Origin of the sequence: Clostridium sp. MF28 (genome assembly GCF_002969175.1) — a bacterium.
GTDB classification, from domain to species: domain Bacteria; phylum Bacillota; class Clostridia; order Clostridiales; family Clostridiaceae; genus Clostridium; species Clostridium beijerinckii.
Genome location: NZ_CP014331.1, coordinates 5,048,996 through 5,074,027, shown reverse-complemented (window position 1 = coordinate 5,074,027; position 25,032 = coordinate 5,048,996). Strand labels below are relative to the sequence as shown.

Genomic DNA, 25,032 nt, shown 5'->3' with positions numbered 1-25,032 from the left:
TTATATTCTTTTTTTTAATAAATTTGTGTGACTTAGTCACATAAGAAAAAAAATTTGCATTTAAAAAGTGTAGTCATAGCAATATTATGACTACACCAATCTATAACTATATATTATCTACTTTCATAGCTCTCATAGCATTTAAGACTGCAAGCAATGCAACTCCAACATCACCAAATACCGCTTCCCACATAGTGCCCATACCTACAGCTACAAGCGCCAATATTATCAATTTAATACCTAATGCGAAAACTATATTTTGCATTACTATAGTTCTAGTCTTCTTTGCAATCTTTATAGCCGAAGCTATTTTTGATGGTTCATCTGTCATTATAACTACATCAGCAGCTTCAATTGCTGCATCTGAGCCAACACCGCCCATTGCTATACCTATATCAGCCCTCGCTAGAACTGGCGCATCATTTATTCCATCTCCAACAAATACTATCTTGCCTCTAGGTGATTTTTCCTTAAACAATAGCTCTAGCTCTTCTACTTTTTGATCTGGTAATAGTTCAGCATGAACTTCATCCAAACCTAATTCTTTAGCAATTTTACTTCCAACAGTTTTATTATCACCTGTAAGCATTACTGTCTTCTTAATGCCTATTTCTTTTAAAGCTTTTATAGCCTTTAATGAATCTTCTTTTACTTCATCTGAAATAACAATATAACCTGCATATTTCTTTTCTATAGCAATATGGACTACAGTTCCTATTTCATCTACTTTGTTATAAGATATATTCTCCTTATCCATTAACTTGTAGTTTCCAGCAAATACCTCTTTTCCATCTAGAACAACTTTTACGCCGTGCCCTGATATTTCTTCATAACCTGTTATCTTATCTGTAATTATCTCTTTATCATAAGCTCTTAATATAGAAGTTGCTATTGGATGATTTGAGTAATTTTCTGCATAAGCCGCACAAGCTATGAGTTCATCTTTTGAAATATTATTTTCTGGCCTTATTTCTGTCACTTTAAATATTCCTTTTGTAAGAGTTCCTGTTTTATCAAACACAACTGTTTCAACATTATTTAATGCTTCAAGGTAATTCCCACCTTTAACGAGTATCCCATTTTTTGATGCTCCACCTATTCCTCCAAAAAATCCTAGAGGTATAGATACAACTAATGCACATGGACAAGATACAACTAAGAATGCTAATGCTCTATAAATCCACTGTGAGAATGTTGCTCCCTCAATAACAATTGGTGGTATTACAGCTAGTGCTAAAGCTGCAAAAACAACAGCAGGAGTATAATATCTAGCAAACTTTGTTATAAAATTTTCTGTCGGAGCCTTTTTTCCACTTGCATTTTGAACTAAATCCAGTATCTTAGCAACAGTAGAATCTCCAAATTCTTTTTCTACCTTTATTGTTAAAAGTCCATTTTTATTAATTACTCCACTTAAAATACTGTCTCCTACCCCTACTTCTCTAGGAACAGACTCACCTGTCAATGCAGCAGTATCAACCATAGAGTTTCCTTCAATTATTTCACCATCTAATGGCACTTTTTCGCCTGGTTTAACTAATATAATATCTCCAAGCTTAACTTCTTCTGGATCTACTTTTTTGAAATCATTATTTATTTTTAAATTAGCAAAATCCGGTCTTATATCCATAAGTGATGTGATGGATTTTCTAGAGCGATTAACAGCCATATCTTGAAACATTTCTCCTATTTGGTAGAAAAGCATAACTGCAACTCCTTCTGGATATTCGCCTATTGCAAAAGCACCAATAGTTGCTATAGTCATCAAGAAATTCTCATCAAATACCTGACCTTTAGCTATATTTTTTAGAGCTCTTAAGACCACTTCTCCACCTATAAGAATATAGCTTATTAGATATAATAATAATTCTATATAATTTGAAAATTTAAAAATAGTAGCGGCTCCAAAAATTATAGCACCAATAGCTAATCTTATAATTTCCAACTTATCATTATCCTCTTCAACTTTTTCATTCTTGCTCATAGCTATTCCATCAATTTCAACAACATTAACATCTGGTTCTATTCTTTTGACAATTCGTTTAACATTATCAATAATGGCATTTTCTTTTGCTGGGTCTTCCATCTCTATAATAAGCTTTGTTGATATAAAGTCCACTAGTGCAGATTTCACACCATCTATATTATTTGATTCCCTTTCGATTTTTGCAGCACAGTTACCACAGCATAATCCTTCAAGTAAAATTTCTTTTTTCAAAATTTTTTCTGTTACCTTTTCTACAACTTTAACATGAGATTCAATATTAGTTACAATGTTAGTTACTGCTCCTATCAGCTCTTCTAATTTATTAACTTCATTTGTTTCTAATATTAAAGTTTTAGTAAGAAAATTTACATTGGCAAAATTAACTCCATCTAATTCATTTATTTTTTGTTCTATTTTAGCTGCACAATTGGCACATCCAAGTCCTTCTAAGATAAATTCCTTCTTTACTTTCTTTATACTATCTTTCTTTGATAATTTTGCGTTAACAGGACCACTAGCTATTTTTATATTGCTTGCCATAATGTTTCCCCCAATCTAAAACTTATTTTTTCTCAGATATATGAATCAACCCTTGATCAAAAATACTTTTAACATGTTCATCATCTAGTGAATAGTAGACTACCTTACCATTTCTTTTATATTTCACTAATCTTGCTTGTTTTAAAACTCTTAATTGATGTGAAATAGCAGATTGAGTCATGCCAAGCAATGCTGCTATATCACAGACACACATTTCAGCCTCAAATAATGCACATAATACTTTTATTCTTGTTGAATCCCCAAGCACTTTAAATAAATCTGCTAAATCATAAAGTGTTTCTTCCTCTGGTATAGATTCCTTAACCTTATTAATTATATCTTCATGAATTATAGTGCAGTTACAAACTTCAATATTATTATTTTCCATACTCTTCACCTCTTCGTTTGAACATATGAATATCTGTTCATATGTTTATTATATTCGACATTACTTTATTTTGTCAATAGAAATGAGAATAATTTTCAGCCTTTCCAATAAAAAATCACAGGCGACTGTGGAGCCGGAGATTTTTTTACGCATCTGCCTTTTCGAACGCATGTGAGAAAAATCTGGCAGGCGAATATATTTTCTTTTTTATTCTTTTTAAAATACCCAAACTATTTAATCAACCTTTTTAAGTCATCCACAGATTTCACTGGAATATAAATTCCTAAAGAATAAAAAAACAATAAGCTCAATACTTATTGTTTACATACTATGCCGAAGTTATATAAAATTATATACTCATATATATCGCAATTTACAATGCTCATTTCAAAATTCACAATTACTGCTAAGATTCTTATAATATCTTTAGAATTATGATGACGAATTATTTTTGCAATATATATAATTATTAAAAGTTAAATTTATCATTAATAAAGGAACTCGTTGCTAAAGTAAAATTTTACTTTTTACTTTGAATGTATGTAATCTAAATAACAGATGTACTGAGAATAAACTCAGTACATCTGCTTTTATTTATCTTCTATAGTCCTTGTTCATAGCTTTCTATCATTCTTTTTACCATTTCTCCACCAACGCTACCGTTTTGTCTTGAAGAAAGGTTTCCTTTATCCATGCTTTCATAATTGCTTAATCCAACTTCTGAAGCAACCTCTGTTTTTAATCTGTTTAATCCTTGTTTTGCTTCTGGTACTAATGTTCTGTTTGTTCCACTATTTTTTGAAGCCATATAAATCTACCTCCCTTAAATTTTTGATTTTGTTTGGCAGTAATATCTTAACCACTATCACAAAATATAACCTATAAAAATCTTAACAAAACTAGCACAGATGGCTTGTATTACAAAACTTTAACTATTCTTCCTTTGCCTTTATTTTTAGAAAAATAAGTTCTAATTTTTCATGAAATTTATATTACACTTGCTCTTCACTTTTAAATTTTATTATTTTAAATATTACAGCTCCAAATGCAGCAGATAAAACAGAGGCTATTATAATACTTATTTTAGCCATAGATAAAGCACTTTCCTCTGTAAATGACAAGGATGAAACAAAAAGTGACATAGTAAATCCAATTCCGCCAAGTACACTTGCTCCATATAAATGCCTCTTAGTTACTTTAGATGGCAATTTTGCAATTTTTAATTTCACTAAAATATACGAAGCCCCAAAAATACCAATTTGTTTTCCTATAAATAATCCAAAAATTATACCTAGACTGACTGGATTCATTATTGCTGCTGATAAACTATTAATATCTATAGTTATGCCTGAATTCGCTAATGCAAATATTGGCATAATTATAAATGAAGATAATGGCGTTAGGACATGCTCAAATCTATATAAAATTGATGTTCTAAATTCCTCCATATTTTTTCCGATAGGTAATCCCATTCCAAGTAATACTCCAGCAATTGTCGCGTGTACTCCAGATTTTAAGAAACAAATCCATAATATAATTCCAAAAATAATATATAACCATTTATTCTTAATATTGAGTTTATTAGCCAACATTATCGCTAAAAAAATAATCAAACCTATGATTAATGCAATCCATGAAATTTCACTTGTATAAAATATAGCAATTACTATAATAGCTCCCAAATCATCAACTATAGCTAATGCTGTAAGAAAGATTATTATTCCTTTTGGTGCCTTTTTACCAACCAAAGAAAGTATTCCTAATGCAAACGCGATATCTGTAGCCATTGGAATTCCCCATCCTATTATAGTTGGTTGGTTGAAATTGAATAGCGCATAAATTATAGCTGGTACGACCATCCCACCTATAGCTGCTGATACAGGCAGTATAGTTTTTTTAAAAGACTTGAGTTCTCCAAATACTATTTCTCTTTTTATCTCCATTCCAACTACCAAAAAAAATATAGCCATCAACCCATCATTAATCCAATGCAAAATTGACATAGATAAAGAAAAATCCTTATACCCAATAGTTATATAAGTATGAATTATATTATTATACATACTAGAAAAATTTGAATTTGCAATTATTATTGCAATAATTGCACAAAACAGCAGCACTATCCCACTCGAAGACTCATTCTTAAAGAATTGCAAGAATGGATTTTTAATTTTAATTTTGTTTTTCATACTTTACTCTCCTTCACATAATTATTTATTCCCAAAAATCAGCAAAAATAAGATATTAATTTCTTATTTAACCATTGATTTATTAAAACTCTATACAAAAAAGAGGTGGAAATACTCAAAAAGAGTTTCCCACCCCAGAAACTAAAATTGCTTGAAAGCAAATTATAAAATTTGCCCAACCGTACAACTTAATATATTCATTTATTTCTTATTAATAATTATATCATATGTTACTATAATACTCAAGAATGGTAACTAAAATTCACATTTTCTTACTTTAACTAAATTATACCAATATAAACTTTTAATCTGTTACTTAGAAAATGCACCTTTAATTGAACTTAAAAAGTCAGAGAACATTTTTTCTAACTTATCAAAAAAACCTTGTGCTTCTTTGCTTGTTAGCTTATCTTTTAATTGATTCGTTACATCATCCATCTGCGCTTTTAAATTATTATAGTTAAGATCTAATGAATTTATTTTACTCATTACATCTTTAATTTTAGCTATATCATCATCTGATAAATTGCCTTTATAGTCTTTAACAGCCTTATCTACTATCTTATTTAATTCTTCATCTGTTTTTGGTTTTTCCTTTACTACATCTTTTTTTATGTCATTCATTAAATTACTAGCATCATTTTGCCCTATCTTCTCTGCGATATCTCCTGTAGTAACCAATTCTTCATTAGCTGCTTCTTTTTTATTTTCATCAATCTTTTTTCCTGTACTACTATTTTCAAATCCTTTTAATATTCCTGTAAGTGCAGCAGTTCCTGATACTTTAAATGGTGCAGATGCTTTTACATTTGCATTTTCTACTCCTGCTGTAATCAATGCATTTTTTATCATGCCGTCATTAACCCAAGTAAGATTGTTTGTAGTAACATTTATTCCTCCTTTTTCAGTCGGTTCTACATAAGAACATGATATTGCTTTATTACCAAGTTGAGCTTCTGTTGCAACTTTACCTAAATATGAATGTTCTTCCTTTGATGTTACCTCTAATACATTAGCATCACTTTTTGTTACTTCAAAATATTTTAACATTTCTGCCTTTTGAGCATCGCTTAAATCAGCTCCTAACGTAACAGATTTAAATGAATCTGCAAACGCCTGTCTTCCTGTAACTGAAGTAAAAAACAAACTCAAAGTTAAAGATGAAATAATTGCTTTTGATATAAATGATTTGAATTTCATATTTTCTATTCTCCTTATATTATTATGCTATAAATTATGTCCAAAAATTTAATTTCCTTTATTCCCGTTCATTATAGCACAAAAATAATTAAGTTTTATTTATTATTATATTACTTTTATATTAATATTTTAGTATGTAATAAAGAATTCTCTCCAGGTCTTTTGGAGAGAATTCCATTATATTTATTCAATTTTATACCGTAAGCATATTACCTTTACTAAACTTCAAGAATAAGTACTTGATATCCTTGCAATATGATTTTATTCTTATCTTTCTTTATTTCTTCACAATTATTTATTAGCACTTTAACATATTGTTTATCTAACTCAATAATCTGCTCTTCCTTTTGGTAATTTGCAAGTATCATTAATTTCTTAGATTCTCCTTGTCTATAAAAAGCAAACAAGTTATCATATTCCTCAAATGTCGGTACGAATTCTCCGTATACTATGGCATCTTTAAATTCTTCTGACTTTCTTAAATTTATGAGCTTCTTATAAAAATTAAATACTGATTCCTCATCTTCAATTTGTGCATTTGCATTAATAACTTTATAATTTTCATTAACTTTAAGCCAAGGCCTGCCAGTTGTAAAGCCTGCATTTTCACTTCCACTCCACTGGAACGGTGTTCTAGCATTGTCTCTGCTAAATATATTTATAATTTTTAGTGCTTCTTCATCACTATATCCTTTTTCAATAGCTACATTATATTGGTCTATTGTTGCAATGTCGTCAAATTCTTTTATGGAATTGAATTTGTTATTTGTCATTCCAATCTCTTGTCCCTGATAAATAAACGGTATTCCTCTAAGCATAAGCGATATTGCCCCAAGCATTTTCTTGCTTCTATCATTTAAGCCTTGTTCAGGAATATATCTACTTACGCCTCTAGGCTCATCATGATTTTCAATAATATTAGCCTTAAAACCTACTCCACTTGTCTCTAATTGACTGTTAAAAATAGCTTTTCTTAACTCGTTAATTGAGAAAGGTTTATTATCATACCAACCAAATTCACTTTTTCCCAAGACTTCCATCTCAAAGTCGAAGATAGAAGAGAAGTATCCGTCTTCACCTATAAATTTATCAAGTTCTCCTTCTTTTCTGTTGAAAACTTCTCCAACTGTAAATGCATCAAATTTTTCGAAGGTTTTCTCTTTTAACTCATGTAACATGTTCCCTACGCCTTCTGCTGCTTCTAACATTCTATCTATACTGCAAAGTCCATCTTCTCTATCAGCTGGAAAGTCTTGAAATCTCAAATCCTTTTTTATGTTAATAATGGCATCAATTCTGAAACCTGCTAATCCTTTTTTAAGCCACCAGTTAACCATCTTAAATATTTCATTTTTTAGTTTCGGATTTTCCCAATTTAAGTCTGGCTGCTCTTTTGCAAATAAATGCAGATAATATTTATTGGTATTAGGTATCTTTTCCCATACGCTTCCGCCAAAGTAAGAGCGCCAATTACAAGGAGGATTATCACCTTTACCTTCACGAATATAGAAATAATCTGCATATTCTCCTTCTGGATCATCCAATGCTTTCTTAAACCACTCATGCTTATCTGAGCAGTGGTTGACCACTAAATCCATTAATATATACATATTTCTTTTTTTTGCTTGCCTTAGAAGTTCATCCATATCCTCCATAGTTCCAAACCTTGGATCAATATTATAATAATCAGATATATCATAACCTTGATCTACTAAAGGAGAACAATAAATTGGTGATAGCCAAATTATATCCACTCCCAGGTCTTTTAAATAATCAAGCTTACTGATAATCCCCTTTAAATCACCTATCCCATCTCCATTTGAATCGCAAAAACTTTTTGGATATATTTGATATGCTACCTTGTCATGCCACCATTTCTTCATAACGTAAAACCTCCTAAATTAGTATTGAATATATTTATCTTGCTGGATTAGTTATAAACGCCTTGCCCTTTATAACTTCCACTGTTTCTCCATTTATGACTAACGTTTTCTTATTTAAATTGTGAACGATGAATTCTATATTTTCATATTTGTCATCATATCTATAATTTATCAAGTCAATTTTTATTTCGATTTTCTCCTTATTGACTACTTTAATTTTATAATTATTAAATTCTCCTAATTCATATTTAAAACTTTCTCCATCATCAACATAGTGATTATATTCGGTATCAGAATTATCATTAGATAGATAAACTTCTATAGTTAATGAATTAGATTGTTTTTCACCAATATAATTTTGTACTTGCCCTACTGGAATCAATGTTCCTCCTTTAATAAATATCGGACATAGGTCTAACGGAGTTTTTTTAATTATATATTGTCCACCTTTATATTCTTCCTTTGTCCAATAATCCATCCAATTCTCTCCTTCAGGAAGATATATACTTCTAGCTTTTAATCCTTGCTCAACAACTGGTGCAACTAAAATATTATCTCCACAAAGGAACTCATCATTAATTTCATAGGTATTTTTATCACTCTGATAATTAAATAAAAGCGGCCTTATAAGTGGTGCTCCATTCTTACTACACTCCCACATCATGTCGTATATATATGGAATCAGCTTATATCGTAATTTTATATACTTCTTATTGATTTCCTCAGTATCTTTATCAAATGCCCAAGGTTCTTGATCTCTTGTTCCCATAGAAGAATGATTTCTAAAAAGTGGAGTAAATGCTCCAACTTGAACCCATCGACTTAATAATTCCCCAGTACAATCGTATCCAAAGCCTCCTACATCAGTCCCACAAAAAGCCATCCCACTAAGTCCTAGATTCATAAGCATTGGGATCGACATTCTTAAGTGCTCCCATGTACTTTGATTGTCTCCTGTCCACACAGTTGAGTACTTTTGAGTTCCTGCATAACACGCTCTTGTTACTACAAAAGGTCTCTTTCCAGTTGCTTTCTTCACTCCATCATAAGTAGCCTTAGCCATCATATGACCATATACATTATGAGCTTCTTTATGATTAACTGTAATGCCATCATTATTAAACATGACATCATCTGGTAACGGCCCTCTAAAGCTTGCGGGTTCATTCATGTCATTCCAGATTCCACTCACACCTGAATCTATCATTATCTTTTGATTTCCTGACCACCAATCTCTAACCTTTGAATTTAAAAAATCAGGATAAACAGCATCTCCTGGCCAAACTTCATTTACATATGTTATACCTGACTTGTCTGTTGCAAAATACCCTTTTCTGAGTCCTTCGTCATAGATCTTATATCCTTTATCAACTTTAACTCCTGGGTCTATTATAGTTACTACTTTAAATCCCATGTCATTTAATTTTTTAATCATTGCTTCTGGATTCTGAAATTTTTCATTATCCCACGTAAATACCCTATAGCCATCCATATAATCTATATCTAAATATAATGTATCGCAAGGTATCTCCTTCTCTCTAAGAGTGCTTGCAATTTCCATGAGTCTTTCTTCTGAGTCATAAGACCATCTGCATTGCTGATAACCAAGAGTCCATATTTGTGGCAAAGGCATTTTCCCAGTAATTTCAGTATATCCTTTAATAACATTTTTAACTGATGGACCATAAATAAAATAATAATCTAAATTCCCATCAACTGCAGCGAAATAATAATATTCAGAATTATCTTTTCCCATGTCAAAATGAGTCTCAAAGTGGTTATCAAAAAATATTCCAAATGCATTATCTTTGCTCAATCCAACAAAAAATGGAATTGATTTATAAAGCCTATCAAACGTTTCTCCATGGGGCTTTGGATTATCTGTATTCCAATTTACATAATGATATCCTTTTTTATTTAAATGCCCTGTCTTTTCTCCAAAACCATAGAAATACATTTCTTCTTCCATTCTTTTTGATACATATACCTTGTAATCAGATTCTTCCCTAAGAGAATGCCCCTCTGATTCTGCAAGCATATAATCACCATATCTTCTTTTAAAAGGTTTACTTTCACCTCTATAATCTGCACACAGTAATGTTCCCCTCTTATCATAAATATCTACTTTAAATTCATCATAAATCTTACAAACTAATTTTTCTGTGATTATCTGAATTCCATTTGTTATATTTTCAACTTTAAAATCATAATAATCATCTTTTAAATTTCCAACTGCTTTAGAATTTCTTTCCTCCCTATGTAAAGGCACAAAGAAATTAATTATATACGAATTCAATACTTTTATAAAAACAGCTTTCTCTTGGAATCTAATATTGATTATGTTATTTTCGATTTTATGACTTAGCATTTTACCAAATTTCATTTTTTCTTCCTGATATTTTCCCATACCTAGTACCTCCATTGTTTCAACATTTTCTAAAAATGCTTTTATTCCCAAAAATCCACTTAAGATTTTTATTAATAATATCTTTTACTTCGACTATCTATTATTTTATAAATTTATTACTTATTTAATTGCACCATCTACTATGCCTTTAATTATTTGCTTTTGAGCAAATAAGAATAAGATGATAATTGGTATCATTGCTAAAAATGCAGCTGAAAGAATTAAGTCCCATTGCTTTACGTAGGATCCTACAAAAGCACTTACTGCTACTGGAAGAGTTTTTATTTTACCATTTAACCCAAGCATTAATGATGGTAATAGATAATCATTCCATATCCAAATTCCATTTAAAATCAAAATTGTCATTTGAACTGGCTTTAGTAGAGGAAAAATAATTCTAAAAAAAGTTCCTTCTGGGCTACAGCCATCAATCCATGCTGCTTCTTCTAGTTCCCGTGGAATTCCTTTTATAAAACCATGAAGGATAAAGACAGACATACTTCCACCAAATCCTAGGTAAGCAAATATGACACCTTGATAACTTTGCAGCATTTGAATTCCCAAGAAATTAGATATATTTCTGAATGTAGAAAGTAAAGGGAGCATAACAACTTGGAACGGTATAACCATAGCTGCCACAAGAAGCATAAAAATAAATCCAGACCATTTTCTCTTATTTCGGCAAAGTACCCATGCTGTCATGGATGAAAAAAGAGACAATAGAGCCAACGAAACGATTGTAATAAATAATGAACTAAAAAAAGATTTCCAATAATTAAAGCTATCGTTGTGTATTACATTTTTAAAGTTTGTTAACATCTGTCCCCATTTATTAGGAATAGAAAGAGGGCTGATTACAATATCTGCACTTGTTTTAGCTGAATTTAAAATCACTAAAATAAATGGTGAAAGAATTATAAGAGCAAGTATAATTCCAATAATCTCTCCAATCATACTTCTTGTTTTTATCGACTTCATTATACTTCTACCTCCTTCTTCTTACTTATATATACCTGAGTTAATGATACAACTGCCAATATAATAAAGAATATAACCGCCTTAGTTTGTCCAAGAGCATATTGATTTTTGCCAATTGCAGTATTATAAATATTAAGAGCTAAAAACTCTGTTGATTGCACTATATCTCCATTTAAAATTCTACTAGGAGCACCATTAGTTATTGCTAAATTTAAATCAAACTGCTTAAACGAATTAACCAATGTTAGAAATATACAAACTGTAAATGTATTAGCAATCATTGGAATCTTAATTTTAAACAATGTAATCCATCCACTTGCACCATCTACACTAGATGCCTCAAGAATGTCTTGAGGAACATTTTGCAATCCTGTAACATAAATCATCATAATATACCCTGCATATTGCCAAGTGCTAACTATTAGAATTGCCATTAATGCTAAATTAGGGTTTGTAAGCATAGACGCACTACCATTTATCACAACTGTGAATACTTTATTAAAGATAAACTGCCATACATAACCAAGCACAATTCCACCAATTAAATTTGGTATAAAGAAAGCTGCACGATAAAAATTTTTTCCTTTTACTTTTGATGTACAAAATAGTGCTAATGCAAACGCTGCCGAATTTACAAGAATCATATTAACAACTGTAAAAATAAAGGTCACTATAAATGAATATACGTAGTCCTCAGATTTAAACATATTGATATAATTGCCTAATCCAACAAACTCCGTAAATTTAATCCCATTCCAGTTAGTAAAGGAATAAAAAACACCGCATACAAATGGTATTAACACAGTTACAAAAAATGTAAATAGCAATGGAAATAGAAATAGTATATTAATTATCATTCTATGCTTCTTAGTTGGAAAACTATATAAGCCTAAGATTACTAATAAAGCACCTACAATTAATATAGTTCCACGCATCGTGTTTTTACTACCCATAATATCTAGATATAGTGCAAAAGCCATGGCTAAAATGCCAAACAACATTACTCCGATTGAAAGCAATCTTTTTATATTTGTATTCATGCTTTTTCCTCCTAAACTTGAATGATTATTATAATCATTGTTGTAATTGCCCATACTTTGCGCTTATGCTTTCCCCCCTTTTAATATTTCACCTGTACGAAAAATAGAATTAATATAGGCTACTCTATTTGCAAGTAACCTATATAATTTATACTACAGTTATTATTTTGCCATATAATCTGCAACTGCTTTCTTCATTGCTTTTGTAAATCCATCTTTATCTAATTGGCCTTTAGCATATAATTCAAAAACAGGTCCTGTAGAATTCATTGCAATACCATCTTTCATATGTGTCCAATCCCATGCATAAGTTTGATTATTTTTAATATAATTGCTCTCGCTCTTTGCTAAAGGTAAGTCTGGTTCAATAGTGCTTGTCTTAAATGGTGAAACCATTCCACTATCTTTTATCAAACATTTTTGCCCTTCTTCTGTAGAGACAAAAGCTTTAAGAAATTCTTTGCACGCATCTATTTTTTTACTATCTTTATAAATCCCCCAATAAGCTGGCGCATCTGCTAAAATACCTGGGGTATCTTTTGTAGTAAATGCTGGTGGCGCAATTCCGCAATCAAACTTCACATCATATGTTGCTAAAGAAGGATCTATCCAATTTCCTTGAGTAATAAAAGCTGTTTTTCCCTTTGCCCATAATGCTAACTGATCATCGTAAGTACCTGATATTAAAACAGTCTTGTCTGCATAATCAAATAATAATTTTACATAGTCAGCAAATTCCCCAAAACGCTCGTCGTCCAATTGTCCTTTATTCAACATATCAATATATTTTTTATCTTTTCTATCTAGTCCTTCTGATAAATAAGCCCCCATGATATGATTACCAGTTGACCAATACATTTGTCCTGATTCTGCTGCTACTGATGCAACCGCTTGAATACCTAACTGATCTTTCATTCCATCAATTTTTTTGAACGCTTCTTTATAAGCATTGATGTTTGTTAAAGTCTTTGGATCAATCCCAGCCTTCTTCAATATATCTGCATTATACACTAATCCAATACCTTCAATAGCAAATGGAAATCCATACACCTTACCGTCATCACCCTTAAATGCAAAATCAGTATCTTTTATCCATTCTTGATCACTTAAGTCTGTTAAATAATCTTTAAATGAAACATACGAATCTGGTCCAAACGCATATATATCTGGCATATTTCCTGCTGCTAAATAATTCTTTAACTGTCCATTAACATCTACTCCACCTCCAAGAGATTCAATATCTACCTCTTGTCCAGTTTTCTCTTGATATTTTTTTGCAAATTCTTTTAGTGGCTTGTCAATCTCAATTTTCGTATTTACGAAGCGAATTGCTTCACTATTCCCAGTTGATGTTTTAGAATCAGAACTAGCTTGACTCGAGCTACTTCCACAGCCTGATAAAGAACCAATTACCATAGCACTTGCAAGTAATGCTGCTAACACTTTTTTCCTCATATCTTTTCACCTCATATACATTTATTTAGATTAATATGATTTATATTTACATTATTATGCCTATCTTCGAGTCATTATGTTTAGCGCTAAACTATATCATAAGATTAACATTGTTTCTTTTTTCTGTCAATCGTTTTCATAAGCATTTTTACCTCAATTATCTACATTTTTTATATTTACTATTATATATATCTAATTTAATAACTTAAGAATTCTTAGTACTTTTCTTTTGTTTATTCAAGTATTTAATATCTCGTAAACCTAGTGATTAAACCTACTTTAAATACTTTACTTTTCTTATATTTAAAGGTCATGAGGTATCTTTCCCATACGTTAATTCTTATGATTAATGCATATGCTCTCATTGCAATAATATGTAATATATATTAATATTATCTATATACACTTATCTTCATAATAGTATATCGGTAAACTAGGAGGCAATTATGGTTACACTAAAAGATATCGCAGCTGAAGCTGGTGTCAGTATCATGACAGTATCAAATGTAATAAATGGAAATCATTCAAAAGTATCAAAAAAGACTATAGAAAAAATAGAAAAGATAATACAAAAATATAATTATGTTCCTAATCTAACTGCACGAAGCTTGACAGCTAAATCCTCTAAAATTATAGGAGTTATAGTTCCCATTAAAGGTTCGTTTAATAATTTATTTAAAGATCCTTATATTAGTGAATTATTTGGCATTATACAAAATGTAGTTCGTGAAAACGGATACTATTTAATGGTTCGCTCAGTTAAGGATGTTTCAGATATATCTGCATTGCTTAAAAATTGGAATATGGATGGTGCTATATTTTTAATGCCTGACTATGACAATCTTATCTATTCAATATTAAAGGAAAATAAACTTCCAATGGTATTTCTAGATAGTTATTCAAAAATTGATAACATAATAAGTGTAGGTATAAATGATTATAAAGGCGGTTATATAGCTACTCGCTATCTTATAAATAATGGACATAGGAAAATTCTATTTGCAGGGCCATGTCATAAAGATGGTATCCCAATTCCTCAGATTATAAAAAGACTTGAAGGCTATAAAGATGCTTTATTAGAATCTAATATTGAGTTTAATGAAAGTCTCATAGTCGACGTAGAACCTAACTACGAAGTTGGTATCAATTTAGGCAGGTCTATATGTAATAAAGAATTTGATGTTTCTGCTGTATTTACAACGGCTGATATTATGGGAATTGGTATAATTGAAGGTGCTAAATTAAATGGAAAAATTGTTCCTAATGATTTATCAGTTATTGGTTTTGATAATCTTCTACCATCCGTTTATGTTACGCCAAAACTCACTACTATTTCTCAGGATATAGAGTCTAAAGCAACAAAAGCTGTAGATCTACTCATAGAGTATATCGAAAAGGGTTCTGTATCAAACAACAAAATAACTTTAGATGTAGAATTAGTCGAACGTCAATCTGTTGGACAATTATCTAATTTAAAATAGCTGGCAAACTTAGAAAACATCAAATAGTTCACGTTAAACTATTTATTTAGCTCATTTTTTAAATAAATCTAATGGTTATAATAATTTTTAAAAATATAGATATTTGTTGAATCCTGCATTATGCTTATTAGTACAAATGGCAATTGTTCTTATTAAACAATTGCCTACACAATATTATAAATACACCTGTTTCTGACAAGATTATATATTTTATCTATTAGGCTTCTTCTTTAAGTATATCTCTAATAAGGATAGTAAGGATACGGATAATAAGGATAAGGTACTGGCGGAGCGATATAAGGCAGCAAAGCTACTTCTGCCAAAGCAGCAAGTGGGAAATTTCTACGTCTGTAACGTCTAAATCTAGGGTTATAACCATATCTTCCATATTGCCTTTGCTGATTAGAGTTTCCTTCACTCTCTTTCTCTATTACGTCTTCACCGATTAATACTGAAACATTATCTCCATCTACATTTTCAATAATTCCATCAAATGTACTTCCATCTGTCATTATTAAAGTTGCTCCGTAATACATGTATTTTTTGCAATTATCATATAGGCCTCTTAAATCTCTGTAGTTATCTTTTTCTACATCCATTCTTTAAACCATCTCCTTCCAAATATTATTTTATTCAAAACCAAGAAGGATTGTGATAATTTATAGCCCAAAATTATAGTATTTCGTCTACATTAACTTTTCTATAGCCCAAATTCCTCCATTCAAATATATAATCCTTGTCATATATAGAATCATGTTTTATATTTTCATTCATATCTTGCATACCATTATTTATTATCATATTTTCTTTATCAGCATTCATAACATTATCTTTCATTTTCCCCGTCACACCTTCCATATTTTCATTATCCATCATGTGCTGATCAATAGAAAGCATTCCTTCAATCATTTTTTGTGCTTTATAACTTATATTTGAAATATCCCCTAATATAAAACCGTGCATAAATGGAGGCTTTGGCATTCCTTTGGGCTGTATAGGTTTAATTAAGTTAATATATCTATTTACCACTTCTGGTATTTTATCTTTTTCAATTAAAAGAAGCGGAGTATGTTTTCCCATATGAGCAAATACTACACTAGCAATAATTTTCATTGGCTCATTAAGTTGTCCAAACGTAAAAGCATGACCTCCTCTATAATTTCGTCCCCACCCAAAATCAGTTTTCGTATCATTATATCTAGAAAAATTAACTGCTATTTCGTATGGATTTTCCCCGCCAATTCTGTCTACCTTTTTAACATTATCTAATCCCGACAAATAGTATTCAACATCTTTTGATATTGTTTTAGTTGAACCAATTATATAAATATTGATATCATTCATTTTCTTGATTGCATCAATAGTACAATTAGGAATTCTGTTTCTTTGTACAAATAGAATAGGATCTCCATGATGTGCAGACCAATACCCCGCAATAATTCCTTCTGAATAATCTTCCCCTGAAATTATAAGAATATTATTAAATTCTTTTCTTATCCTAGATATTATGCATGCAGTATCATAATAATTGCGACCCGATATATGCTTTGTTCTATAACCATGATCGTTTAATGCAAAAGATACATTTTTAGAAATATTACCGACTAAAATTACTTGTACCCCATTATATCCCTTAGGGGATAATCTCTCAATTTCTCCCAAAGTTTTTTCATTTAAACTATTACCATCAGTAAACAAAAGTGATGCATTAATTGGAAAATGAACTAAGGATGTTGCTGCAATTCCATCAAAAACTTCATCTTTATTGACTAAAATCACAGCATTTGGTTTCATATTATTAAAACCAATTTTAGATATTTCTATAGAAGTATCTAATTCATCATAAGCACAAATTCTAGTAGTATTTAGTGTAAAAGGGCAACTTTTCAAAGCATCATTCATTGATTTTTCTCCTAAAACTTTTTAATATATAGTATGATTACAAGTTATATTTTGTCATAAAACAAAAAAGAAGCTAATCATTATGTAAATTATTGATTAACTTCCTCAAATATAATTTATCTATAAAAGATGTAAGCTACTCTATTGTTTTAGTATTATTGTCAACTTCTTTATTTCTACTACAGCACTTTTCGTTTTTACCACCTTTAAACATCATAATCATCATTAATATCCTCATTAACTTCATTTATATTACTTTTCTAATTGCTTCACTTTTTTGATAGCATTATAAGCATCTATAAGTCCATATCCTGATTGCTTATCCTTACCTTTGGACATAATATCCTTAGCAGTACTATCTAAAACATCTTCAATCTGACTTGGAGATAAATTAGGATCTTCTGCTTTAACCATAGCTGCTATTCCTGTTGCTACTGGTGCTGCCATACTTGTTCCATCCCATGCTTCGTAACCACCTGGAACTGTGCTTAATATTTCCACTCCTGGCGCTGAAACTTTTATACAATTACCATAATCAGAAAACGAGGCTTTTTTATAATTATAACTCATTGCAGCTACTGTAAAAGCTCCGTCTCCAGCTGGACTTATATTATCACTATCTTCATTATCATTACCAGCCGCAGCTACAACAAATACTCCTTTACTCTTAGCATAACTTATTGCTTCTGCAATTAATTTACTCTTCTCATTAGCTCCAAAACTCAAATTGATTATATCAGCTCCGTTGTCTGCAGCATATTTAATACCCTTAACTATATCATTTATATCCCCTTCCCCATTGCTATCTAATACTTTTATCGGAATTATTTTTACATCTAATGTCCCATCAATTCCTGCTATACCAATATTGTCATTAGCATTTGCAGCTATTATTCCTGATACATGAGTACCATGACCATTGTCATCCATAGTATCAGAATTATTATCTACAAAATTATACCCCTTGCTCTTTAATACTCTATTTTTTAAATCTGGATGTGTGTAATCTACTCCTGTATCTAAAACCGCTACATTAATTTCTCTTTTTTGTTTTATTAGAGGCCATGCTTTATCCGCCTCTGTATAGCTTATATCCCACTCATACTTATATCCAGGATCATTTACAGCTTTATTAGTATTTTCATTCATCTCTCCTAATCTAAAATCACTTTTTACCGGAGTCTTCTGTATCGGTTTTATTATTTTTATAATTTTAGGCTCATTGATTATTTTAATCCCTTTTATATCACCAATTCCATCTAAAATGTATTGTTCTAGATCTTTTGGTGACACTAAGTTATATTTATTATTATTATTATTTTTATCAACACTTATTATATCTTTCACACTACTTAGAAGGCTATCTAAATCACCGCTTCTTAGTGATTTTACAAAATTGCTTACACTATTACTCGTACTATTCATGCCATTATTTCTAGGTAAGTAATCTGAAATAGAAACTAATGTAAATATTGAAGCTGCAATTATTATAAATTTAGCTAACTTACTTCTCATAAAAAACCTCCTTGTATAATCTAGTTGTAACATTTGATAGAAAACTATTTATCTTTCTAACGAACATTACACCTCTTATTATTTTTAATATTCTAATTTATTACTTTGCCTACGCCCCGATAGGGAATATGCATTTCATATCTTAAATAGTTTTTTATTTAAATTCCTTAAAGGAATCTAACCAAGTTTTATATAGTCTAGTATAATACTCCTGAATAGAAGATAGATGTAAACCTCCTGGGAGGTCTTTTAGAACCTATACCCGTAAAAAAGCGTATCATTTCATCAGGTAGAATTCTATGTTTAGCTGGTTGGGTTTCCCTTCGGGAATTACCCGTGTCACAAACAAGGTTATAAGCTATCTGACAGAGTGGAAGTTCTATTCTATATCTAAAATTTAATTTAAGGAGATATATACAATGTCTAATTTTTTTTATAGTCCTGTAATAGGAATTGATGTTTCAGCTGATTTTTCATATACTGCAATACTCGCACCGAATGGTGATATTTATAAGAAGTCATTTAAAATAAAGCATGATCTCAATGGCTTCAACCACTTAGTTAATGAAATAAAAAAAGTGGAAGAAGAGTTTAACATGAAAACTGCAATTTTCATGGAGTCCACTGGCGTGTACCATTTATCTCTTTTCCACTATCTTAATAAATATTTCGATAACACATTTGTTATCAATCCACTCGTTACTAAGTCTAACAAAAATGGTGACATAAGAAAAGTGAAAAATGATAAAAAAGACGCTTTATCTATTGCAACAATAGGAAAATTTCAAAACATTAAGTTATCACAACAACTTAGCCTTGATATTTTTCTTCTGAAAAATCTTGTAAGAGAGTATTACAAACTTACAGATACTAGCTCTACTTTTAAGAAAAAATTATCCGCTGATTTAAGAGTTATTTTTCCTGGCTATAATACTATATTTTCAGATTCAACATCTAAAAGTTCAATTGAGCTTTTAAGTCAATATCCAACGCCACAATCAATTTTAGAGGCACCTAAGGAAAATATAATTAAGATTTTCCTTAATAGCTCTAAAAAGGGCATTATCTGGTCGGAAAATACATATTCCAAATTATTTAAGGTTGCTAATGAAGCTAAAATAATTGGCTTACCGTTAGACGGTTTAGCCGTCAAAATAGCCAGCTCTATAACATTAATAAAAACTATTCAATCAGAGATTGATACATTGTTACAGAAAATTAACAATTTTATACAGTCTGAAACTTTTCCTGAATCTATTAGAGCTAATATTGAACTAATTGATTCAATTCCTGGCATAGGGCAATTAACTGCTATTACTATAATAGCTGAAATAGGTGATATTGATGGTTTTCTTAAGCCCAAACATCTTGTAGCTTTCTTTGGTATTGATAGCTCAGTTAATCAATCAGGTAATTTTAAAGGCGATGATAATAAAATTTCAAAAAGAGGAACTCGAATCGGTCGAAGAGCATTATATTCTGTTGCACTAGCTTCAATCCGTAACAATCGTAATGGAGTTCCTATAAATAAAGTCCTATTAGATTATTATCAAATAAACCTTAAAGGCAAAAAGCCTAAAATCGCCTTAGTCGCTATAATGCATAAAATTATAAACTACATTTTTGCTGTTCTCCGAAATCAAACTCCGTTTGAGCAAAGAGATCCCAAAATACATAAGCAAATGTTCCTGGAAAATAACTCTTTAAACAAAGTCGCTTAATTTTATTCCAATTTCTGTAACCGTTCGTGTTTTGGAACGGTTTGTTTGCCATACTCTTTTTCCAAAAACTATTTTTTTGAAAATTAACTTGACTATTATTAGCTGGTCTTAAATCATAGTTACTTACTTATATCTTTAATTATGAACAATAATACCTTTTATAAACTTCATTTACCTAATTGTTAAATAATAATACATCATAATTGTGTCGATTTTGTGAAATTCTTTATTTTTTATTATATATATATTGCAAAAACAATTCTTCATCATAATTCTAAAAATATTGCAAGAATTTTAGCTGTAATTGCGAAATGTGCATTGTGAATTGCAACATATATTATCTGCTTATAATAAATATCTTCAATGTATATCCTAATTAACCCAAAAAAAGACTGATATACATTAATTTGATATATACCAGCCCTAATTCTCATTTATTCTTTATTCATTTATAAGTTTCTTACGAACTTCATCTAAATTTACAGTTTTTAATGAATCTGTAACTTCTATTCCCATTGCAACTACATTGTCTTTAACAATTACGTATGTTCCACTCTTGTCTATATTAAATTCCACATTTACTACATCTTTTCTACCTGTAAAAGTAGTTACCTCGTCTCCACTATCTGCATTATATATTATGAAAACTCCATCAGCCTTATCAAAGGAATTAAGATCTACAGAAAGTTTAGTCTTTATGCCTTTTTGTAGAACTGCTACAAGTGGTTCAAATTCATAACCAGTTCCCTTTATACTTAGATTTTGGGTGTCTCCTGAAATATTAGCTTTTTTAATTAACCTATCAGTAGAAACTTTACTTAAATCATTACCATATATACTTGGAGCTTGAGGAGTATTACTTGCTGATGTTCCTGTACAACAACTCATGCCACTACTAGGAGCCGGAATTGATGAATCTGCTTTCGATGTATCCACTGAATCAAGATTATCTGTAACTTTAATTATCCCTCTTATCATTCCCATCCAACAGCTAAAGTTTATGTCCCCGTCTTTAGGTGTAAATTCTATAACATTTTCTCCAGATTTTAATGTTTTTTGGATGTTAAGTGATGGCACTACTACTGCATTATTACAAGAATTTATTTGATTTCCTGTAATTATCCACTTAACAGGCATATCTTTTTGTACATAAAATGCATTAGGAGTATATCCATTATTATCTGCTGTCATTCTAATTACTTGAACTCCATTTTCTATCGTCGCCTTACCTATATTGGATTGCGCGGCTTGAGCTCCATCTCCAGAAAAATTTTGTGCTAGTGTACTAGCATTTGGAATTCCAACTCCAGCAAGAGCTAATCCCCTATTCCCCATTATTAATCCAAGTACTACTACTAAAATCCCACTAAATTTTAAAAGTTGTTTCGTATATCCCTTACTTAAAAAACCTGATACAGCACCAAATATAAGCATCAAAGGAACTGTTCCGAGTGAAAATAAAAACATTGATATTGCTCCATTTATGGCACTACCGGTACCTAATGCATAAAGCTGCATTGTCTGAAGTGGACCGCATGGCATTAACCCATTTAACATACCAACTAAAAACGGAGCCTTAGGTTTATTTTTAATTTTGCAAGAGGACCATGGCAGCTTAATATTAAGCTTTCTAAATAAAGAAAAGCCTGTCATATTTAATCCCATTATTACCATAAATAATCCTGCAAATATTTGCAATCCAGCTTTTACATTAAGTGATAGCGATAAAACAGAACCCAATGCACCTACAATACCACCTATAATTGTATATGAGGTTACTCTTCCAGCATTATATAAAATCGAAGGCTTTAAAGCTTTAAATCTATTCTCTTTTTCATCTATAATACTATTTTTAGATAAACTTTGTGTAAGCATTATTCCACCGCACATGCCAACACAATGTATAGATGTAAGCATTCCAACAATAAATAACACCACATAAGACGCATTATTCAGCTTAGCACTCATATCAAATCCTGCTGTTGAATTGCCAAGAAGTAAGACTGCTGCCGCTATAACTAAAAAGCCAGCAAATTTTAAGCTAACCGAATTTTTTGTACTATAACCCGCCTTATTAATAGCTTCTTTTAATTGTTCCATACTGCAAAGCTTGCTATCATATTCAACCGTTACCTGCTGTGCACTATAGCTAGCCATAGCATTTAAGACTCCATCAATTTTCATTAAAGCTCTTTCCACTCTATTTTCGCAAGACTTACATGTCATATCATAAACTTTAATATTCTCCCTCTTAATACCCATAATCTCCTCCTAATAAATCGCTGCTTATTATAGACAGTGATGCATTTTAAATCATAATTCAAATTACATATATAGATTATAATATAAAGTTATGAAGATTTTATGAGGATATAAAAAAGTACAGAAATTTTTCTGTGTACTTTTATAAATATATTTGAATAAACTCCATATGCTTCTCTTTCAACTAATATTGCATTATCATGTATTTAATAAATTAACATAAACTTATAAATTTTATCTGTAAAAAATAATCTACCATTTGATAAATTTATTAAGATAAATTTCCAGTATAACTATTAACTTCATAGTATTGACTACATAATTAGGGGCACATTAAGATTATAAAGAAGTTAGCAGTTAAGCATTAAATATTCAAGAATGAATATGCCTTCTCAATATAGAGTCAAAAGACTTAACTTGAGAAATAAAGATGCAATCCTATAGTTAGAGTTTTCTATAATTGATTAGTTATTGTAGGGTTACGCGAAAATTGCAATTATGTTAGTCTGTTGCAATAAGGTTTGATTGTTATTTTCTTTATTTAAGGACTGTAGATAAACTTATTGTATGATAGGTTTATCTATGGTTTTTTGTCTTTATGAATATTTAAAAAATAATTTATGATAAGATTTTTTGCATAATACTTAACACTATTTAGGCTCTCAAAATTGCTTTAAATATTAAAAGTTCATTTTACGCAGTCACTAAGTAGTTTCTCTATTATTTAATCTTCTCTACTCTCTTACCCCTGATGTTTCCTATAAATATTTATATATTTTCATATTTATATAGGTTGTTGAGTAAACAAAATTTGTAAAAAGTAAATAAGCCATTCCTTTGTGATATAATAATTTCGCTAAAAACCAAATCACATCACACAAGGAATGACTTAAATATGATTATATCACGAAAGATTAAAACTGAAAATGATAATTATAAGATTTTTGAAGCTGTTAAAATTGCATTTGCTAAATTAAATTCTAATAGTAAAAATGCTAAAGGCCGACCACGTAAGTACTCAGATGAGCAAATAGTTGCCTGCATGTTATATGGTGTTAAACATAGTATATTCAGTCTGAGAGAACTTGAATACGAAATAAAAAAAGATTATGTGTTTCAATCTATAATTGATCTTAATGAAATACCTGATTATTCTACCTTTTCGTTAAGAGCTAAGAATTTAGAGAAACATATATATTATGGTATTTATGCTATGTTTGTTGAACTTATTAACCCAGAAACTAGACTATGCGCAATTGATGCTACTGCCTTAAGAAGTTCAAAATACGATAGCGAAGCTAAATCCGGCAAAGGTACACGTCTGGGATATTATAAAGGTTACAAGTTACACTGCATTGCAACGGTTACTGATACTATTATTCCTCTAGTTTTTAGTTTAACAACAGCTAATGTTTACGATAATCAAGTTCAGGATTTACTATATGACGCTAAAAATTATAATCCATTTTTAATACTTGCTGATGCAGCATATGACTCAGTTGAATGGTTTGAAATTGCTGCAAAACTAGAATTTAATTTATTAGCTGATATAAATATGCGTAAAGCTAAAAGCATTGAGGCGTTCATTGATAAACGATATGAAAATGCTTTATTTTTAGAATCTCCTATCGGAGCGAACCTATATAAAAATAGATTGAAAATAGAGCAATTATTCTCAGTTTTAAAAGGTTTATATAATTTAGAAAATCCAAGGCTCTATGGGCAAGCACGATACGAACGTCATATAAAATGGGTTTTATTAGCCTATTTAATAGAGGAATTTAATAAAAAACAGCAGGGAATAAAATCGAGAAAATATCCTTGGAATCTTTGATTCCTAAGAATATTTTCTTAAATAACTATTTGTAAAAATTAGTTATTCAACAACCTATTATATAGAAAAAAATGTTTATAGGAATATATAAACATATATTTATTTTTATATTTTTTCATATTTTCATATTTTTATATTTTTATATAAAAATATTAATCTATAAATATATAAAAATATGAAAATTTCTCTATTATTGAAAATAGATCGCTGAATATCTACATAAGCCTTAAAAGGATATTAAAATTTAAAA

The 25,032-nt window shown here is 30.2% G+C and carries 17 protein-coding genes and 1 other annotated feature; of the genes, 3 read left to right on the top strand and 14 right to left on the bottom strand.

Features of this window, described 5'->3' with window-relative positions; translation table 11 throughout:
* Window positions 1-106: 106 nt before the first annotated feature.
* From AXY43_RS22295 to AXY43_RS22250, 10 genes are all read right to left on the bottom strand, one after another.
* Window positions 107-2,527, bottom strand: a complete 2,421-nt coding sequence (locus AXY43_RS22295; RefSeq protein ID WP_105412175.1) for a heavy metal translocating P-type ATPase — start codon at window positions 2,525-2,527, stop codon at window positions 107-109.
* 22 nt (window positions 2,528-2,549) lie between these two features.
* Window positions 2,550-2,915 carry an ArsR/SmtB family transcription factor gene (locus tag AXY43_RS22290; protein ID WP_011968780.1) on the bottom strand — a complete coding sequence of 122 codons (366 nt, stop codon included), beginning with the start codon at window positions 2,913-2,915 and terminating at the stop codon, window positions 2,550-2,552.
* A 601-nt stretch (window positions 2,916-3,516) separates the two neighbouring features.
* Window positions 3,517-3,723 (bottom strand): alpha/beta-type small acid-soluble spore protein, encoded by a 207-nt coding sequence (locus AXY43_RS22285; RefSeq protein WP_011968779.1) that lies wholly within the window; start codon window positions 3,721-3,723, stop codon window positions 3,517-3,519.
* 184 nt (window positions 3,724-3,907) lie between these two features.
* A complete protein-coding gene (gene nhaA, locus AXY43_RS22280; RefSeq protein ID WP_105412174.1) occupies window positions 3,908-5,104 on the bottom strand; it encodes a Na+/H+ antiporter NhaA in 1,197 nt (398 codons plus the stop codon).
* Window positions 5,105-5,227: 123 nt separating this feature from the next.
* Window positions 5,228-5,285: a sequence feature (sodium ion sensor (DUF1646 type); this cis-regulatory element may regulate processes involved in with the transportation of sodium ions), on the bottom strand.
* Window positions 5,286-5,416: 131 nt separating this feature from the next.
* Window positions 5,417-6,304, bottom strand: a complete 888-nt coding sequence (locus AXY43_RS22275) for a DUF1002 domain-containing protein (protein ID WP_017211448.1) — start codon at window positions 6,302-6,304, stop codon at window positions 5,417-5,419.
* A gap of 218 nt (window positions 6,305-6,522) precedes the next feature.
* Window positions 6,523-8,187 carry an alpha-glucosidase gene (locus tag AXY43_RS22270; RefSeq protein ID WP_105412173.1) on the bottom strand — a complete coding sequence of 555 codons (1,665 nt, stop codon included), beginning with the start codon at window positions 8,185-8,187 and terminating at the stop codon, window positions 6,523-6,525.
* A 34-nt stretch (window positions 8,188-8,221) separates the two neighbouring features.
* Window positions 8,222-10,594, bottom strand: a complete 2,373-nt coding sequence (locus tag AXY43_RS22265; RefSeq protein WP_105412523.1) for a glycoside hydrolase family 31 protein — start codon at window positions 10,592-10,594, stop codon at window positions 8,222-8,224.
* A 120-nt stretch (window positions 10,595-10,714) separates the two neighbouring features.
* Entirely contained in the window at window positions 10,715-11,572 is an 858-nt protein-coding gene (locus AXY43_RS22260) for a carbohydrate ABC transporter permease (RefSeq protein ID WP_077868650.1), read from the bottom strand.
* Window positions 11,572-12,612: a carbohydrate ABC transporter permease gene (locus tag AXY43_RS22255; RefSeq protein ID WP_105412172.1), complete on the bottom strand. Its 1,041-nt coding sequence runs from the start codon at window positions 12,610-12,612 to the stop codon at window positions 11,572-11,574. The genes AXY43_RS22260 and AXY43_RS22255 overlap by 1 nt, the downstream gene beginning before the upstream one ends.
* Window positions 12,613-12,774: 162 nt before the next feature.
* Window positions 12,775-14,067: an ABC transporter substrate-binding protein gene (locus AXY43_RS22250; protein WP_039773337.1), complete on the bottom strand. Its 1,293-nt coding sequence runs from the start codon at window positions 14,065-14,067 to the stop codon at window positions 12,775-12,777.
* A 446-nt stretch (window positions 14,068-14,513) separates the two neighbouring features.
* On the opposite strand from AXY43_RS22250, the gene AXY43_RS22245 reads away from it, so the two are divergent.
* Window positions 14,514-15,548, top strand: a complete 1,035-nt coding sequence (locus tag AXY43_RS22245) for a LacI family DNA-binding transcriptional regulator (protein WP_023976261.1) — start codon at window positions 14,514-14,516, stop codon at window positions 15,546-15,548.
* Window positions 15,549-15,790: 242 nt separating this feature from the next.
* Here the strand turns inward: AXY43_RS22245 and AXY43_RS22240 are convergent, their stop codons facing one another.
* From AXY43_RS22240 to AXY43_RS22230, 3 genes are all read right to left on the bottom strand, one after another.
* On the bottom strand, window positions 15,791-16,147 hold the full coding sequence (locus tag AXY43_RS22240; protein WP_105412171.1) for a hypothetical protein: 357 nt from the start codon (window positions 16,145-16,147) through the stop codon (window positions 15,791-15,793).
* A gap of 73 nt (window positions 16,148-16,220) precedes the next feature.
* A complete protein-coding gene (locus AXY43_RS22235; RefSeq protein WP_105412170.1) occupies window positions 16,221-17,450 on the bottom strand; it encodes a cell wall-binding repeat-containing protein in 1,230 nt (409 codons plus the stop codon).
* A gap of 252 nt (window positions 17,451-17,702) precedes the next feature.
* Window positions 17,703-18,965: a S8 family peptidase gene (locus tag AXY43_RS22230; RefSeq protein WP_105412169.1), complete on the bottom strand. Its 1,263-nt coding sequence runs from the start codon at window positions 18,963-18,965 to the stop codon at window positions 17,703-17,705.
* 419 nt (window positions 18,966-19,384) lie between these two features.
* On the opposite strand from AXY43_RS22230, the gene AXY43_RS22225 reads away from it, so the two are divergent.
* Window positions 19,385-20,686 (top strand): IS110 family transposase, encoded by a 1,302-nt coding sequence (locus AXY43_RS22225; protein ID WP_012059009.1) that lies wholly within the window; start codon window positions 19,385-19,387, stop codon window positions 20,684-20,686.
* Between the two features lie 441 nt (window positions 20,687-21,127).
* Here the strand turns inward: AXY43_RS22225 and AXY43_RS22220 are convergent, their stop codons facing one another.
* Window positions 21,128-22,948, bottom strand: coding sequence for an urease accessory protein UreH domain-containing protein (locus tag AXY43_RS22220; RefSeq protein ID WP_105412168.1), 1,821 nt, complete (start codon window positions 22,946-22,948; stop codon window positions 21,128-21,130).
* A gap of 895 nt (window positions 22,949-23,843) precedes the next feature.
* Here AXY43_RS22220 and AXY43_RS22215 point away from each other — a divergent pair.
* Entirely contained in the window at window positions 23,844-24,782 is a 939-nt protein-coding gene (locus AXY43_RS22215; RefSeq protein WP_039771370.1) for a transposase, read from the top strand.
* Window positions 24,783-25,032: the final 250 nt, after the last annotated feature.